The sequence below is a fragment of the Sporosarcina sp. NCCP-2222 genome (genome assembly GCF_023168145.1).
Lineage (GTDB): Bacteria > Bacillota > Bacilli > Bacillales_A > Planococcaceae > Sporosarcina.
The window spans coordinates 44,945-62,799 of sequence record NZ_BQYK01000009.1; the positions used below are offsets into that span (position 1 = coordinate 44,945).

11 protein-coding genes and 1 pseudogene are annotated in these 17,855 nt (G+C 46.0%); 2 read left to right on the forward strand and 10 right to left on the reverse strand.

From position 1 onward, the window contains the following. From NCCP2222_RS17015 to NCCP2222_RS17025, 3 genes are all read right to left on the reverse strand, one after another. Positions 1–490 (reverse strand): PmbA/TldA family metallopeptidase (locus tag NCCP2222_RS17015; protein WP_282570729.1); only part of this gene is annotated, 490 nt, incomplete at its 3' end. Between the two features lie 71 nt (positions 491–561). After that, positions 562–906 (reverse strand): thioredoxin family protein, encoded by a 345-nt coding sequence (locus NCCP2222_RS17020; RefSeq protein WP_248513582.1) that lies wholly within the window; start codon positions 904–906, stop codon positions 562–564. Between the two features lie 207 nt (positions 907–1,113). Beyond that, positions 1,114–2,712 carry a glycerol-3-phosphate dehydrogenase/oxidase gene (locus NCCP2222_RS17025; protein ID WP_248513669.1) on the reverse strand — a complete coding sequence of 533 codons (1,599 nt, stop codon included), beginning with the start codon at positions 2,710–2,712 and terminating at the stop codon, positions 1,114–1,116. A gap of 213 nt (positions 2,713–2,925) precedes the next feature. Here NCCP2222_RS17025 and NCCP2222_RS17030 point away from each other — a divergent pair, with 213 nt between their 5' ends. After that, a complete protein-coding gene (locus NCCP2222_RS17030; protein ID WP_248513583.1) occupies positions 2,926–3,489 on the forward strand; it encodes a glycerol-3-phosphate responsive antiterminator in 564 nt (187 codons plus the stop codon). On the opposite strand, the gene NCCP2222_RS17035 is transcribed toward NCCP2222_RS17030, so the two are convergent. The 7 genes from NCCP2222_RS17035 to NCCP2222_RS17065 form a co-directional block, all read right to left on the reverse strand. Continuing rightward, positions 3,484–4,260 carry an HAD-IIA family hydrolase gene (locus NCCP2222_RS17035; protein WP_248513584.1) on the reverse strand — a complete coding sequence of 259 codons (777 nt, stop codon included), beginning with the start codon at positions 4,258–4,260 and terminating at the stop codon, positions 3,484–3,486. The genes NCCP2222_RS17030 and NCCP2222_RS17035 overlap by 6 nt on opposite strands. 16 nt (positions 4,261–4,276) lie before the next feature. After that, positions 4,277–4,978: an MgtC/SapB family protein gene (locus NCCP2222_RS17040; protein WP_248513585.1), complete on the reverse strand. Its 702-nt coding sequence runs from the start codon at positions 4,976–4,978 to the stop codon at positions 4,277–4,279. 39 nt (positions 4,979–5,017) lie between these two features. Further along, complete coding sequence (locus tag NCCP2222_RS17045) at positions 5,018–5,794, reverse strand: sugar phosphate isomerase/epimerase family protein (RefSeq protein ID WP_248513586.1); 777 nt, start codon at positions 5,792–5,794, stop codon at positions 5,018–5,020. A 20-nt stretch (positions 5,795–5,814) separates the two neighbouring features. Further along, positions 5,815–7,158, reverse strand: coding sequence for an MFS transporter (locus tag NCCP2222_RS17050; protein ID WP_248513587.1), 1,344 nt, complete (start codon positions 7,156–7,158; stop codon positions 5,815–5,817). A 569-nt stretch (positions 7,159–7,727) separates the two neighbouring features. Next, entirely contained in the window at positions 7,728–8,813 is a 1,086-nt protein-coding gene (locus NCCP2222_RS17055) for a response regulator (protein ID WP_248513588.1), read from the reverse strand. After that, positions 8,806–11,841: an ATP-binding protein gene (locus tag NCCP2222_RS17060; RefSeq protein WP_248513589.1), complete on the reverse strand. Its 3,036-nt coding sequence runs from the start codon at positions 11,839–11,841 to the stop codon at positions 8,806–8,808. The genes NCCP2222_RS17055 and NCCP2222_RS17060 overlap by 8 nt, the downstream gene beginning before the upstream one ends. A 136-nt stretch (positions 11,842–11,977) precedes the next feature. Continuing rightward, positions 11,978–17,140: an RCC1 domain-containing protein gene (locus NCCP2222_RS17065; RefSeq protein WP_248513590.1), complete on the reverse strand. Its 5,163-nt coding sequence runs from the start codon at positions 17,138–17,140 to the stop codon at positions 11,978–11,980. A gap of 364 nt (positions 17,141–17,504) precedes the next feature. Here NCCP2222_RS17065 and NCCP2222_RS17070 point away from each other — a divergent pair. Continuing rightward, a pseudogene (locus NCCP2222_RS17070) lies at positions 17,505–17,855 on the forward strand (purine-cytosine permease family protein); the annotation flags it as partial.

Below are 17,855 nucleotides of genomic sequence, written 5' to 3' on the forward strand. Positions count from 1 at the left end.
CCTCGACAAACAAGCCCTCTGAGTTGACGATGCAAATATCTTTTAATGTATCGATGAACGTCGCAGTCGTCTGAGCAATCACCGGATCAAAGGACATCGCCGTCATATGCGCGCGTCTGAGCCACTCTACCTTCTGCTTCTTCGAAACAGAATTCGGCAGAATGCGGATATGGTGTTTATTTTCAATAATCTTCTTCTGGAAATTCAACGTTACGTCGATCGGGTTGCTGCGGATCGCTTGCGCTGCCGATCTCGCGACTTGCAATAAATTCTCCTCGCTGTCATCACTCGTAAAGGCGTACACAGAGTACTCCCCTTTAAGAATCCGGATGCCGACCCCATAATCCCGTCCTGCGAGTGCACGTTCAACGACTCCACCAATCATGCTGATCGTCGAATTCCTCTTATCTTCAATGAATATCTCCGCAAAATCTCCGCCTGTTTCAAGCGCCGCTTGAATTACGTTTTCTGCTACAGACTTCTGTATCATGTCCCCACCCCTACTTTTCTCTATTTGCCGCCATCCAGCTGAACACGTTATTAAGCCGGACGAGCACTTCTTTATTTCAAAACAGTTCCAAGAAACTCTTGTAATTCACTACGGCTCAAACTTCCCAAATGGGCTGAAACCACTTCTCCATGCCGGAAAAGCAATAGTGTTGGAAATCCAATGACTTCATATCGGTTCACCAGCTCGTTGGATTTCGTCAGCACTTCGTCAATGTCCACAAGTAACTTGGTAATTTTTATCTGTCCTTTGTACTCGTTGCAAAACTCCTCCAGCATCGGAGCGATGAATTCGCATGGACCACAGCCGTCTGCATAAAAGTCGACCAATACCGGCACTTCGCTATTGAACACTTCTCTAGCAAACGTTTCTTCCGTTATCGCTACAACCGCGGTCATTTCCTATCCTCCTTGCCGACGTGGGGAAATTAACTTCCCTGTTCGGAATCAATAACAATGCTTTGACTTTACCGACTCGCGAATTTGTTTTCAATATCCTTTGACAATACGGGCTTTTTTTGTGTTGATTGGGTCCGTTTCCACGAGGTATCTCAAATAAAAAACAACCGGATCCCCAATGGTAAGGAATCCGGTTGTTTTTTGTATTTATTCATTCACTGCTTCAGTCAATCGTTCATCCAACGCCCGCGCATACTGCATCGTTTCTCCCGGCGTCCATTCCATGCGATCTGCCATATATTCGATGACATCGTGCTTCCATTTTCGCACCCACTCGATATCAAAGAATACAGCACCCGTCCGCCGCATGAAGAAGTCGACAGGCGTCAACGCCATCTCGTATTCCATTGCGTATTGCAAAACGAGTTGAATGGATAAAGGCAATGGAGAATCCCGATTTACCTGATCCGCTAAACTAGCGATCACCTGCGTATTTGTCCCATACATGGCAGCTATGCTTGTCGCATCTTCAATCGACATTCCGAGCGTCGCAAGCTTTCTCGATTCCGCTGCAATAAATGGATCATACTCCTGCGGATCATGGAAATCACCGCCGGACAACCGAAGTTCCTTCGTCACGGATTTCTTGCACGAAACCCCTTCCGACTCCAATTGTTCACATAACAGATCCGTCACTGTTTCCGCCATTTTCCGGTAGCCGGTCAGCTTGCCCCCAGCAATGGTGATTAGGCCCGTTTCGGAAGTCCAAATTTCATCTTTTCTTGAAATCTCAGACGGTCCTTTCCCTTCCTGGCGGATCAACGGCCTGACGCCAGCCCATGTCGATTCCACGTCTCTTCTTCCGACCTGGACATCCGGGAACATGAAGTGGATGGACTCGAGCAAGTAGTCAATATCCTCTTCGGTTGCATGCGGATGTTGCAGATCGCTCGTGTATTCGGTGTCCGTTGTCCCGATATACGCTTTTCCGTTCCGCGGAATCGCGAAGACCATCCGTCCGTCCGGCGTATCGAAATAGACTGCCTGGCGCAGCGGGAACTTCCGACTATCGATGACGATATGAACCCCTTTGGAATGAAACAGGCTCTTCCCTTCTATTTTCCGATCCATTCCGATAACACTTTCCACCCAAGGTCCCGTTGCGTTGACGATTCGGGTGCCTTGGATCCTGTAGCGGGTCCCGGTTAACGTATCTACGAAATACAAGCCGCTCACTTGCCCCTGGCCATTGTAAATAAACGCTTCGGCTTTTGCATAATTAATAAGGTCTGCTCCAAGCTCCGCCGCTTTCTTCGCCACTTCAATGGTCAGACGTGCATCATCTGTCCGATATTCCACGTAATATCCACTGCCCAGCAATCCTCTTTCATTCAGCAATGGTTCCCGGCTCAATGTCTGCTTCCGATCAAGCATTTTTCGGCGTTCGTTCTTTTTAACGCCCGCGAGAAAATCATATACTTTTAGCCCGACCGATGTAGAATACTTACCGAACGTCCCTTTCTTATAAATTGGCAGCAACATCCACTCAGGATGCGTCACATGCGGCGCGTTGCGATACACCACTTCACGCTCTTTGCCGACTTCTGCCACCATGCCGACTTCAAACTGCTTTAAATAACGCAAGCCCCCATGGACCAATTTTGTCGACCGGCTTGACGTGCCTGCAGCAAAATCCTGCATCTCAATCAAAGCCGTCTTAAGCCCTCTGGAGACACAGTCAAGGGCAATGCCGACACCCGTGATCCCGCCTCCGACAATGACCACGTCGTAGTGTCGATTATCCATTGCAGCTAAGCTAGCTTTCCGATCCTGATATGAAAAAGTTTTCAAATCTAACACGCTCCTTCATAGAAAATGGCCATCACAAGAGCCCTGCAAAAAATGCGGGGATTGTAATGGCCTTCTCTTTACTCTTTGACCTAATATTCTATTCTATATTTTCGTACTTTCCTTGTGATAGTATAGGAATAGGCTATCTACAAGAAAGGATGAAACAACTTGCGTCTAGTCGATATGGTCGAGTCCCAAATGATCGCATCCGTCAAAAGTGAAGAGGATTTGCAAGCGGCGCTAACGTCCAACTCTAACATCGTATTCCTTTTGACAGGAAACTTGATGACGATCGCTGAATACATAAAACAATTACGGGCAGCTAATAAGCATGTCTTTCTCCATCTCGACTTTATTGACGGGCTTTCCAACTCCAAAAATGCACTTAGCTATGTAAAGGAGTATTGGAACCCTACCGGCATTATTACTACGAAAAGCCATATTGTAAAAATGGCGAATGAAGTCGGATTGCAGACGATTCAGCGTATTTTCCTGCTGGATTGGGGTGCCATTAATAAAGGAATTGAAATGGTGAAATCATGCAAGCCGGATGCCGTTGAAATCCTGCCAGGCATCATGCCAAAAATCATTGATCAGCTGTGCAGCGAACTCGATTACCCCATTATCGCCGGCGGGCTCATCACTGATATTTCAGAGGTTCATGCCGCACTGGAAGCGGGTGCACTAGCTGTTTCTTCCGGCAATCCTGCCATGTGGAATTTCGATTTATAAAGAAGCGATATCCCGCACGCTTTCCAGCACATACGAAGGACGGTCTGTTGCGGCTTCCAGCATAGCGGAAGTCGTAATGCCAGTCATCACCAAAACAGAATGTATGCCGGCTTCGTTCGCCATCCGAATATCGGTTTCTAAGCGGTCACCGACCATATAACATTGGTCCGCTTCCATCTTTAAAACTTGCTCTAATACATACGAGGACATTAAAGCTGAGGGTTTGCCCGTAATCTGTTTCACAGGCTCCCCTGTCGCCCCTTCTAACGCACCGATCATCGCGCCACAGTCAGGAATTTCTCCACCTTCTACCGGACACGTTCGGTCTGGGTTCGTCGCAATAATATCTGCCCCGTTCCGCCAAGCCTGGAACGCATCATTTAATTTCTCATAGTTGAACTGGCGATCCCATCCGAGTACGACATGGGACGCATCTGCCGCTTCAGATGCGAGCTGAATGCCAGCTTCCTGCAATTCATCGAACAAAGGCTGCTCACCGATCACGTAGGCAGTATCGCCAGCCGCCATATTGTTTCTCAAATAGTGGGCTGTAATGTAGTTGGAATTAATCACCTCATCCAACTCTACTTCAATTCCCATGCGATTTAGTTTTGTAACATAATCCGTACGGCGGGCAATTGATTTATTCGTCAAAAAGACGACTTTGTCCCCTCTGTTTTTCAATGCCTGGATAGCTTCCGGAACGCCAGGAATCGTGTTATCATCCAAGTAAATCGTTCCATCCAGATCAAAAATAAAACCTTTTGTCAACCTGCTCCCCTCGCTGTCAGCTAATAATTTCTACGTTTTGCACATAATCGATTTTCTTGATCATTGTGTAGATTTGGGGTACCGAATGTCTCACATTCACCCTTGTTTTCACTTCGATCAACTGCTGCTCTTCCCCTTGCAAATCCTTAATTCTAGACTGCGAGATAAAGAACTTCTGTCTCTTGAGTTCATCCATCACCGTCTCAATGCCTTTAGGCTGACTGACGATAACACGGATCGTTAAATCTCTTCTTTTTAAGTGTTTCGGCCCAAAACGGATGACGAGAAGCGGAATCAGTTCCACACCAATGAGCAGGAGGAGCACACCGAAAACCGCTTCGATGTAAAATCCCGCTCCAACCGCTATACCGATTCCTGCTGCTCCCCATATCATTGCCGCCGTCGTCAGGCCGGATATCCGCTCGTTATCCCGGCGCAAGATAACCCCTGCGCCAAGAAAACCGATTCCGGACACGATTTGCGCTGCCAGTCTGAGCGGATCCATCTGAATCCGGACATCTTCACTGCCCGGGAACGTATAGGCCGCTTCCACAGAAACGATGGTCAGCAAACAGCTGATAATCGAAATGACGAGACTCGTTTTCAACCCAAGCGGCTTGCGCTTCAGCTCTCGCTCCAACCCGATTACCAGACCAAGAACCGCCGAAATACTAAGCTTTGTAAGCATTTCAATATCAGCTAACTGTAACCATTCCATCCGCTCACCCCCTAATCCGCTCATCCTGACACTCTGTCATCAATTCGAAAATTGCGCAGATGGATGCCGAATGATATCTTCCAAAGTATATGTGTATGGATTGATTTCAAACACAATTGGTCCGTCAAAGTCGTTTTCGTTCAGAATGTGCATGAGTTTTGCCGTATCCAGTCCCGTGACGCCTTCACCAGGCAATTGATGCAAATCTCCCTTTGCATCATTGTCAGAGAAATGGACAGAAACGAGACGCTTTTCTAAGCGAGCTACCGTTTCTTCCAGCGGTGCGCCAAGTACTGCCAGATGGCCAGTATCCAGACATGCTGCTGTACCGGTAGCATCCAAAATCTCGAGCCATTCATCGACGGACGAAGGGAAAATATGTGTATAGTTCAACCCGTCCGGTATTTGGTTTTCAAATAATATCGTGCAGCCAAGCTCTTCCGCCATTTGACGAATGCGGGTGAGGCGATCGATAACAAGGCGCTTTGCCTCTTCCTCACCTTCTGAAGCCCATGCCATGCCGCCATGAATGACAGCATGTCCTCCTCCATAGGCCTGAAGCTTTTCAAGCCATTCCTGATTCACACGGAAAATCAAATCTTCTACTTCTTTAAAAGGGGAGGCCAGATTCAAATCATGAAAAGGAAGGTGCAAACCGATTTTCAGTCCTGCTTCCTTCGCCAGCTCCATATCCTTCTCAGCCGTGAGATGCTCTGCCCAAATTTCGACGCCGGCAAATCCGGCGTTTTTTAATGCCGCCATATCTTCCGCTGTCTTTTCCTGGCCGGCCGACCAAAGACTTAGCCATTTTTCCATCTTATATTCCTCCTTTTAATTCAGTCTTTCGCTGTTTCAAACTCTGCATTAATTTCTTCCAGCTTAATGCCCTTCGTTTCCGGTGCAAGCGTATACGTGATCAGAAGGCCAATCAGTGCGACGCCGGCAAAAACGCCAAGCGCAGCGGAATTGCCCCATATAGCTACAACATTCGGGAAGACCAAAACGCCCATGATGGATCCGATCCGGCTAACAGAAGTCGCAAATCCGGATGCCCCTGCCCGAAGGCTCGTCGGGAACAGTTCCGTCGGATAAACGAAATTCAAGATACCGCCACCCATGTTAGCGAAGAGAACGGCGATACTAAATAGTACAACCAAGAATACTAGAGTCGGGTGCGGATTGAAAGTCAGAACCGCAAGACCCGCTGTCAAACCTGCGAATGACGTAATCAGCAACGGACGACGTCCCCACCGTTCCACGAGATTCATACCAATGATGGCCCCACACAGTCCGAGAATACTGACGATGGAAGAAGCAACATAAGTCTTATGTAGATCTCCTTGTGTAAACGCAGACAAAATAGTCGGTGTATACATCGAAATACCATAGTACGAAGTGGAATAGCAGAACCAGAATCCTGATACAAATATAGTTCGTTTAATCAACTTTTTAGAGAACAATAAGCTAAGTGGAACCTTCTTCGTTTCCGGTTCCGGTTTCAACTCTACTTTGCTGCCCGTGATATTGAAAATAACATCTTGCGCTTCCTTTTCACGGCCTTTGGAAACAAGCCAACGCGGAGATTCCGGCAAACCAATCCGGAACAAGAAGATAATCAAAGCCAGAATCGCGCCCAATAAGAACATATAACGCCATGCATGGTCACCAAGAGGAGCAAATAGAATACCACTCACATAAGCGACAACCGCACCGACAAACCACATCGCCGCAAGGAACGTTCCCTGCTTACCCCTATTTTTGGTCGAACTGAACTCAGAAACAAGTGTCGCGGAAATCGGATAGTCCGCCCCAATCCCAATACCAAGTAAAAATCGGAAGACAATAAGCCACAGCACATTCGGTGCAACCGCTGTCAAAACTGCAAATAAAACAAACGCGATCAAATCGATCGTAATCATCGCTTTCCGGCCAAATGAATCCGTCAACCGGCCGAGCCACGCCGCCCCGATAAACGAACCAATAATCGCCGAAGCCGTCAGGAAGCTCTGTTCCCCTGGCGAAATACTCCACTGTTTTAAAATAAGCGGCATTGCAACTGCAATGATCGTCAAATCAAAGCCGTCTAGGAACGTTCCCCCCGCCGAAACAATCTTCACCTTGCGCTGAAACTTCTCCAGTTTCTTTGCGTCTGCAGGCGAATCCAAATAATCGAATGCCATACATACTCCCCTTTTCCATTAATCTTCTTCAAACTCATCTATGGTACTTCCCCTGCTGCCTGCCTGCGTCTCCAAGCTCCCCCCTTTGATGAACACAAAAAACCCGGCAAAGCCTAAAAAATGCAAGGCCCTGAACAGGCTGCATGACTGGCTTCGCCGGGTTCTCATCGTCTCTACCCGGAAATGTTTTATTCATCCCCGCAAGAAACGGGATTGAAACTAGGATAACAATTTTGATAATTCGTGTCAATATACTTTTTTGTTTGTTAGAAATGGCAGATAGGGTTCTTATGCTTTACCTAATCCATAGAACGGAGATAGCCGAGCATAAACACAGGCACCCGTGCATACCGGAGCCACAAACGCGCATAATACACGGACACCCGCGCATACCGGAGCCACAAACGCGCATAAGACACGGATACCCGCGCATACCGGAGCCACAAACGCGCATAATACACGGGCACCCGCGCATACCGGGGCCATAACCGCGCATAAGACACGGGCACCCGCGCATACCAGGGCCTCAACCGAGCATACGCCACAGACACCCGTGCATACACAGGAAGTCACCCCCCTGTCAACAAACGCCCAACCGCTTCCTCAAACTCTTCACTTGGCACCATCCCAAGTTCTGAAGCCAAGTCTCTCTGAAATATCTCAATCGTATCAAACGCCTCGTTCTGTTTGCCCTCTTCAACGAGACACTTCAAAAGCTCAAGCACGTACCGCTCCTCCCAAGGATAAAACGCGATTAACCTACCCAATGCCTTCTTAAAGACAGGTTCTCTCTTAACAGGCTCTGCAGCCGATTGAATAAACTTCTCTAAAACTTGAGTGATTTGCTTTTGAAGAGTCTCCCGCCTTGCCGTGGCCCAAGGATAATCTTCCTTTGCTAAATAGTCCTGATGAGAAAGTTCAAGAAGTGCTTCGATTTCCCCTGCTTCCATATATTGAACTAACAACTCCGCGTCAATTTCCATCTCGACTGCCAATTTATATCGTTCGTCAGTAAATCGGATAGGATGCTCAATGTCAGCCTCCTTGAAGGCTTTCCGCAATTGGTAGATTGTCGTATGAAGCAGCGTCGAAGCCTTTTCTACTGGGGTATCAGGCCAGAGGGCTTCGATGACTGCATCGCGATGGACAGCTTGCCCATGGTGAATCAAAAAAGCGCATAGTTCCTTCACTTTCTTTGTTCGCCACTTGATTGGCTGTTGTTCGGTTCCGATCAATTCGAAGCTGCCTAATAATCGGACTTGTACCATTGAATGCTTTTTTGGCTGTTGCATCTCACCAAATTTCCGGTTCCGTAAACGTTCCACCGCTCTCTGTAAGCGCATTTTGTCGATCGGTTTCAAAATGTAATCCAACGCCTGTACGGAAAAGGCTTCCAAGGCATAGTGATCATATGCGGTCACAAAGACGATGTCGGTCGTATGAATGTTGACGCTCTCGGCCAATTTTAGCCCGGTTAGTTGAGCCATTTCAATATCCAGAAACAATACATCTGGTTCGAGAAGCTTTACTTGCCGCAATCCTTCTATAGGATCTGTGAATGCACCGAGCACTTCCACTCCCCCAACCTCTGTAAGCATCGCTTCCAGCAATGACAACGCCAGCACTTCATCGTCTATTAACATGGCTTTAAGCAAAGTCGGCTCTTCCTTTCTGTTTCTCTTTTATGAACGGAAATACAATATCAACGGTTGTCCCTTGTCCTTCACTTTGAATCGTAATGGAAGCCTGTTCAAAATGCTTCAGCCGCTTGGCAATATTCCATAATCCCACTCCGCGGCGATGCATTTCGTCCATCTCCCACACTCGCTCTAATTCTTCCTTCTGAAATCCTGCTCCGTTATCTATCACTCGGAACAACACTTGATTCTCCGTTCGTTTCGCCGCGACCGAAACAACACCTTGCACATTCGTGTTCCGTAATCCATGTAATATGGCATTTTCAACAAGCGGCTGCAATAGCAGCGGCGGAATCAAACATTGAAGGCCATCTTCTACATGAACATCCAATACCATTTTTTCAGGAAAGCGGATTTGTTGAATGTTCGCATAGGATTTGATTAATGATAACTCCCTTTCCAAAGGGACGAGCTGACTTGTGTTTTCAAAAGCAAAGCTTCCTCTTAAAAACGTGGCAAAGTCGTTAATCAAGGAACGGGCTTTGCCGATATCTGTATAGCTTAAAGATAAGATCGTATTTAAAACGTTGTATATAAAATGCGGTTTAATTTGCGCCTGCAAAAAAGCAACTTCCATTTTCGTAATCGCTTCGGACGATTCCTTCATAAGAAGAAGGTTCCGAATTCTCGTCTTTAGTTCAGAAGAGGCGAAGGGCTTATGCAAAAAGTCATTTGCCCCGGATTGGAAAGCGGCAATCATGTCGTCTGGGTTAATGGCCGCTGTCAACATTAAGATTGGCAATTCTGTAGGCTGATAGATTTTCCTGACCTGCTCGCTTACTTCATATCCCGATAAGCCCGGCATCATAATATCTAAAATGATCAAGTCGATCTCTGGGTCACTTTGAACTTCAGCAAGCACCGCTTCTCCGTTATCCACGGCAATGACCGAATAAGATTCTGATTCAAGCACATCGATCAGGACTTTCAAATTCACATGATTGTCGTCCGCTATCAATATTCTCTTATCACCTTTCTTCTTTCGATACGGCAGAGAAAAATAGATAGTTTGCTTGTCAGTGTTGTGTTTCGCAGGCTCGAAGGCTGCAGATGATTTGCTCCGAATTGCTGCAGGCAATGTAAAGGAGAAAGTCGTCCCTTCTCCGACAGCTGAGGCTACTTTGATTTGACCTCCCTGGATCTCCACTAGCTGTTTCGTCACACTTAAACCTAGCCCCGTTCCACCGATCGAGTTTTCAAACTGCTGGAAGGGTTCGAACAATGTAGCGAAATGTTCTTTCGGTATGCCGATCCCTGTATCACTTACTTGAATAACTACAAGTCCGTTCTGTACAAGGCAACTTACTTCGATCCTTCCCCGTTCGGTATATTTCACTGCGTTATCTAGCAGATTGTATAGAATTTGCCGCAGTCTTCCTTCGTCCGCCAACACATACTGCCCTTTCGGTATTGCATTGACCAACTGAATATCTTTATCGACAAGATGCTCAAACACTTTGACTGCAACATGGGTAATGGAATGCAAATCGACAGAACTACGTGACAAGCGCAGTTCACCTTGCTGCAATTTTGAGTAGTCGAGAATATCTTTCACCAAATTAGATAATCGCTCCGCAATCGTATTGATTAACTCTAAATCCTCTTTGTCGCGACTCGTCATCTGACCCTCTTTGTTATCCAACATGGACTGGGAAATGGCAATAATTCCGTGCAAAGGAGTCAAAAATTCATGGGAAGTGCTTGCCAAAAATTCATCCTTTAGCTTATCCACTTTAATGAGTGCATTGGATAGCTCTTCTTTCTTTGAGAAAGAATGCGAGAAGCGATTGGCAATGAACAGAGAGAGCATTGTCAGAATAATAAAGGGAAGGACAGGCGGCAAAATGATCAATTGATAATTGCTAATGACATTGAGTGTTCCCACAATGAAATAGATGAATATGGCGACGGAGCTGATTGTCAGATAAACAGCGCCGACGGAGTTATTTCGTATCGCTTTGTATTGCAAATAAAATATATAGCAAATGACCAGAAAGAGAAAAAACGAATAGGTTATTTGAAGTTCTGAGTAGATCCGAACAGGCAAAAGAGCGGATCCCAGCAGCACACCGCCTAAGATGCAAAGACATTTCACGACCACGACATGTGCATATTGTTTAAAAGAGAAGTAGAAATAAAGAAGAAGAAAGGCACCGAATAAGAGGCTGGATGAGGCTTGTATAAACTGGAACACCTCATACGGCAAGTCTTTGAACACCGACATAATGACTTTGTTGTTATGAGAAGCCGAGTAAAGCGCGACCGACAAACAGAACAATGAAAAGTGAAGTAGTTCGATAGGCGTTCTAAATTGCAAATAACTGCCCAAAAAGAAGACAAACATGACAAAAAACGCTGTGATCGTCACCCAGTCATAGACTAAAAAGCTTTCGTTGAGTTTCTCAATACTCTCCTGATCGCCAAAATAAATGGAACCAATGATTCCTCCTCCCGTGGCATAATCATAATTTGCCACTTGGACCACCAATTCAACGTCGTTTCGATCCGCATGAAAATAAGCAGTGTACGGCGTATTGTAGGGGGAATAGGAGCTTTCGTCACCTGGTTTTCCGCTGCTCCCAATCTCCTTTCCATCCGCAAAGATGGCATTGGACATGCGGATGTTGGTTGTCTTAATTCCAAGTATGGAACCGGGTTCAGGAAGTAAAATACGCAAACGGTAGGTCCCTTTCGAATATTTCGGCATGCGTTCACCAGCTACCGTATATTCGGTCCAAAGGGAAGGCACTTGGACTGCCTGAGCCAGCTTCTCATCAAAAGTGGATGGATCGAGCAACTGATCCGGAACAAATTCCCATTCTCCATTCAGTTCAACCGCCCCTTCTTCAAGGCGGTATTCCCGTAAATCAAGAATTCCATTTTTCGCAAGCGGCGAATAGGCATCATACTCACCTGTGTATAGATTAAACAGAACAAAACTGCCGATAAAAAGCAGGAGACTCCATATGGTGACTGATTTTTTCATTTTATTATTCCTTTATTACAGAGTGAACTATCTATTTTTCTAGTAATAGCAAACATTTTACTCTACACTTTCCTATTCATCAATATAGAAAAGAAGGAGGTGACTCTCAAGTAGAGCCGCCCCCTTCCATCTGCCATTATTGCAGTCTTTCCTTACCTTGCTCATTTCGTATGGCCGTATGCTCCATCGCAGCTTCCGCGATCTCTTCAAATGCCCAGTGGGTGGCAGGCACGTCTTGGAATAGTGAGTGATCTACTCCCGTCAGAGGGCCGCGATTGAAGAGCCGGTTTAATACCTTCACGGCTTGGGCACGCTTCAATTTTTCATTTGGACGGAATGTGCCATCCTCGAACCCCGTCATAATGTTATTTGCTTTCAAAACAGCTATGGCTTCATACGCCTGATGTTGTTTCGAGATATCTTTGTAGCCTGCTTTCCCACTCACTTTAAGTGAATCGCAATAGCTTGATACAGAAGCATCATTTTTGCATTCCTGCTGAATCCAACGATAAGCGATGAGCGCCATTTGTCCGCGTGTCACGTCGCCCTTCGGATTAAACTTCGAAGAAGAGACGCCTTTCATTATGCCCTCTTTCTTCACCTGCATAATGTTGTCATACGCCCAATGGCTTTGCTTCACATCGCCGTAAGGAGTAACATCAGCTGTACCCTGCTTGTCCAAATTCCTTGCGAGCATGGCCGCCATCTGTGCACGTGAGACAAATGCATTCGGTCGAAACTTGCCGGCATCCCCATAAATATACGGTTGATGGACAATCGGATCTGCACTTTCCAGCTGATCATCATTCCAACCTTCTAAATAAACCATCGTAAACGTACTGAACTTTGTAACAGAAAACTTAATACCGGCAGAACCATCTGTCGTCTTCACGAGTTTCCCCGCAATTAATTCCTTTGTTCCGTCGCTATGCTCGATGAAAATGCCAAGATGGTCAACGATCTCTTTTCGCTTTGCCTCATCCTTCGGCAAGTTATCTTCGATTGGAAGAACAATTGATACCGTATGTTTCTGCATATTTGTTTCAATTTCCATCGGACGGCCAAGCACTTGGACGGTATTGTTTTGAATCGCATCCTGAATCAGCTTCTCCGCTTTCGCCCGTTCTTCGACCTTCTTCTGTTCGGATGCCGACTTGATAGGGATGATTCGGAAATATAAGTCGTCCTCGAAACTAGTGATAGAAGAGGCAGGAATGGAGATCATGCCATTAGCTGTCACAATTTCCACATTCAACTTGCCTTCTTTTAATTGTTTCAATGCGGATTTAGGAATTTCTACAGTGATTTCGGAGACCTTATCATCCTTGTCCGGAATGATGATCCGCGCCGTATCCATACCTTTTTCCTTTGCTTTGCTAACTGTGTCTTTCGCAATTTCCTCGGACATGGACACCTTATCTTTCACGGTTCCGTCGGTTTCCGTTGTACGGGTAATCGGTGTTGTCGTCAGGTTTGAACCATCTTCCCCGTCTACATCAACTACAATCTGTTCCGTTGTCGGTTTAGATGGAGCAGGAACTTCAGGCTCAGGCCTAGACGGCTTTTCAACATCCTCGTTATTTGGAGGAGTTGGTTTCGTGCCCCCACCTCCAGTACTCGGCGGAGTTGGGTTTGAACCTCCGTTGCTTGGCGGATTCGGATCCGTTCCTCCATTGCCAGGAGGTGTAGTCGGATTTTCCCCGCCACCATTTGTTGGCGGTGTCGATCCTCCCTGATCAGGCGGCGTTGTACCCCCGTTCTCTTCACTGCCAGAACCGACTTTTTTCTTGTAGATTCCTTTAGGCGTCACAACATATATCCAGTCACCATATTTTTTAATGGAAGATGGATTATAGAAGGTCATGCTATCTTCCGTATCCACTACGTCGACTGTTTGATCCTGCAGTACGCCATTCCATAAAACGATGGATTGTAAGCTTTGATCATAGCCTACCGCGTATAAGTTGCCTTCTGTATCCACATCAATTAATGAGATAATTTTTGTTCCGACATTTTGCATGCCAAACGGACTCCAGGCATCCTCCACTAATTTATAGAGAGTTTGCGGCCGCTCTGACCCGCTTGCCCGCTCGTAAAGGTAGACGGCTCCTTTCTCATCCGTTGCAATAGAGGAAAGATCGGCAAACGTGCGGTCTCCCGTACGATCTAAGACGCCGTTTTCATTCACCATCTTTACACCGCGAACAAGCTGGCCATCTCCATACGTATAACCGAAGGCATACAAGTCTTTGCCGGAAGACGTAATGCCAGATGTATGGCCTAATCCGTCCTCGACGAGGGCCCAGCCTTCGCCTGACCACTTTAACAAACGGTTTGCATTTCGATAATCTTCATAATGGCTCTGTACTGCATAGATGGTGCCATCAGAAGTAATAGCCACATCCAATAAACCACTGCTTGTCTCATCCGACATCGGTATCCATTCATCTGAACCAGACAATTTTTTCAGCAGCTCACCATTATGGATGACATACACATTGCCTGCTGTGTCAAATTCCAAGTCGCTTACCTTGGTGAACATTTCAAAATCCCTCACCCAGGAGTTCGCCTTTTTCACAGTTACATTGAATTCCTTAGTCACCGTTGCTTCATTTCTTGAAATGGTTGCGGTGATCGTGACCTGCTCATTATGTCCCGTTTCTGCAGGCCGATGAACTGTTCCATTTGCTTCAATTACGGCTGGCTGGTTTGTATCCCATGTGATGACTGTCCCGTAATCACCTGCCGCAAAGGACAGATTGCCTGTCACCGATTTAGCAGAATCGCCTTGTATATAGCCGATCGCCAGCTGTTCTTTCACAAGTTCAATCGCCTTTTGATCTGGGATGGTCGAAGCAAAATAAATTTCTACTGGCATTACCTGCTTATCTTTTTCTAGCCCAATCGCCCCACTCATATTCATTCCCATTCCCCAGAAAGTATGATTCTCTTTTTCTAGGAGTGTATGATATGGGCCTGTAGAAATAGAAAGAATAGGTTCAAGACCGCTAATCTTGGCTGGCTCAAGCACATCTCCCTCCACTTCAGGATGGCCAAGCAATCCGTAACCGTTCATACCCCAAGACCAAACATGCCCTTCGCTGTCAAGTGCTACTGTTTGACTCGTGCCTGCATCCATCGTCTGAATGCCGCTTACATTTTTTGCTTGGACTGGCGTTAAAGATTCAACTGTTGTTCCATTGCCAAGCTTGCCATAGGCATTGTTCCCCCATGACCAGATTGTGCCGTCATTTTTCAATACAGCCACATGATAATCTTCCATTTCAATTTCTTTCACATCGCTGAGACTATCCATGCGTTTCGGTTGATTGAGCGAGAATTTATTTCCATGTCCCAATTGACCATTCGTATTATTTCCCCAAGTCCATACATGACCATCTTTGTCTAAAGCCATGGAAGTTCTGTCCGCAACGGCGACTGCCACGATGTTTTGCAACCCTGCGATTTGAACTGGTTTTTCAAAAGAAGAATTATCTCCTGTTCCGAGCTGGCCACTTTCATTATTGCCCCATGCCCAAACCGTACCGTCTGCTTTGACAGCAAGAGTATGCCAAAGACCCGTAGCAACAGACACGACGTTGCCAAAATCAGCGCCCGTTGCATCTGTCTCCACTTTTTCAGGTGTATTCACTTGTAAAGCTGCGCTGCCGAGTCCAAGCTGTTTCTTATCGTTAGCTCCCCACGTATACAACTCACCTGTCGCATCAATGGCTGCCACATGGAACTTGTAGGCACTGACACTAACAATGTTGGCTACAACATTCACTTGGACAGGAATATTGACTTTCCCCAATTCCATATCGTTCTTTCCAATTCCAAGTCTTCCTGAACCATTGCTGCCAAGAGACCATAAGCGATTCTCCTCATCTAGCAAGAAAGAGATATTGTCTCCAGCAAATACGGATTTTGTGCGTGTTAGCTGCACTCCCTCGTCTACTTTTGGATCTTCGGTGAAATAAATTCTTGTGACCTCACCCGCTGGTGATGTCCCAGTTTCCCGAATACGGATGAGAACCGTTACATCCCCTGTGAAAACTGGCTCATGTTCCAATACGACATCGATCCAGGTTTCTCCATTATCCACGGAGTATTCCATCGTTTCATCCATTCCAATGATGCGATTTGTTTCATCATCTGCTGAAACTTCAGGAGCAGCCGGCTTCTCAACCGGTTGGTTTTCTGGCAACTCGATTGGGCGTAGGAATGGATTGCCGTTATTAACCCCGGAGTCCCAATTCCAAATCGAGTCGAAGTCCCACCCTGTGAATGTTTCTTTAATTTGCATTTCTTCTGTTGTTTTACCAGTTCCTTTATCGTTCGATTCAGGAGTGACTGTATTGTCATAAAAACTATTAGTAATGGAGGGGTCTCCAATGCCAACAAGGCCCCCCACGCCACTGCCGTTGGGATTTGTCTTAATAAGATTACCGACTGCATAGCTGTTTTTAATATCTGCACCATACCCGTAACCGATAAGACCGCCTAAAAATGCTTGGCCAGTGACAGTTCCAGTCGCATAACTATTAATAATATGTGAGTCTGCTTCTGTACGAGAAGAACCGACAAGTCCGCCAATGGAAGTGGTCCCGGTTACAGAACCTGTGGCAAAGCTCCGTTCGACTGTACCTAAACTTTGCCCAACCAGACCACCTACATTGGTGTATCCAATTACATCCACATGCGCTGAACTATCAGAAATATAACCTGATACATGGTTACCAATCAAACCGCCAAATTTCTCTTCCATAGCTGGATCATTATTAGGTCCAACTATTTTTCCTGAAACCGAAACATTGGAGACTTTTCCCGAAATTTGGTCTCCCGCCAGTCCACCGACATACCGGTGGCCTTCTATATCTACGTTTTCCAAATTCACATTTTGGATGACGGCATTATTCAGACTCGCAAATAAACCCACATGAGCGGAGTCTATTCGCTTAATTCGCAAATTGCGAATCGTATGTCCCGCCCCTTCAAAACTTCCCGTAAAATAAGCGGCGGGGGAATTAGTCGGATGGCTCGTACCACCGATTGGCTCCCAATTTTCATACGCGCTTAGATCAATATCGTTCATCAGGACAAAATGATTGCTCAAATAATTCCTGACTTCGTTTAACTGTTCAGGTGTAGTAATCTGGTACGGATCTGCTGCCGATCCATCGCCTGCTGCAAAAACTTGCACACTGGCTGTCGCCTGCTTCCCAAAACCACCCATGTAGATCGGCTGGACAATTAAGACGAAAACCAGGAAAACTTTTACCCATCTGTTCATTCGCATACTTGTAATAACCCTCTCTCTGTTCTTAGTTCTGACACCGTTCGCCAAATGTACTTATGTATAGTTCTTACACTTCCACCGCCTACTGTTCATGTATGAGGTTAGACTGAATAGAAGACAGTCTATAGACCTAACACCATTTTACTAGTCGACTCTGAACATTTTCTGAACAAAAGAGAGACATAGCTTATTCACCCACAACACAAAAATCTACATAAAAATTTATTTTTTAATAAAAAATAAGTTCATTTCATCACTAAAAAGATAATTCCAATCTATAGACTTCCAAAATATAAATTTGATAACGCATGATTTTATTGTTATGCTTATAGAGTTGTCCCAAAAATATAAGAAAAGGAGTTGGTTGCGTATCCATCAGACACAACAAAATATTGACGAGACGACGATTGCCCCTGCCGATGATTATTCTTTGGACCGGGTCCCTCGAAAGGACCGTACTAAAGGCTGGTTGAGCATCACGAACATTACATTCGGAATTGCGACAGCTATTTTTTATTTTCAAATGGGAAGTGTGATGGCGCTTAAATTTGGCGCGATTAATGCGATGATTTCCTCTGCTTATGCGATACTCGTCGCGGGTTTGCTTGGAACGGTGGTTGCCTACTTATCTGCCAAGTCCGGCATGAATGTTAACCTTCTCTCACGAAGCGGCGGCTTCGGCTATATCGGTTCCTCCCTGACATCCTTAATCTAC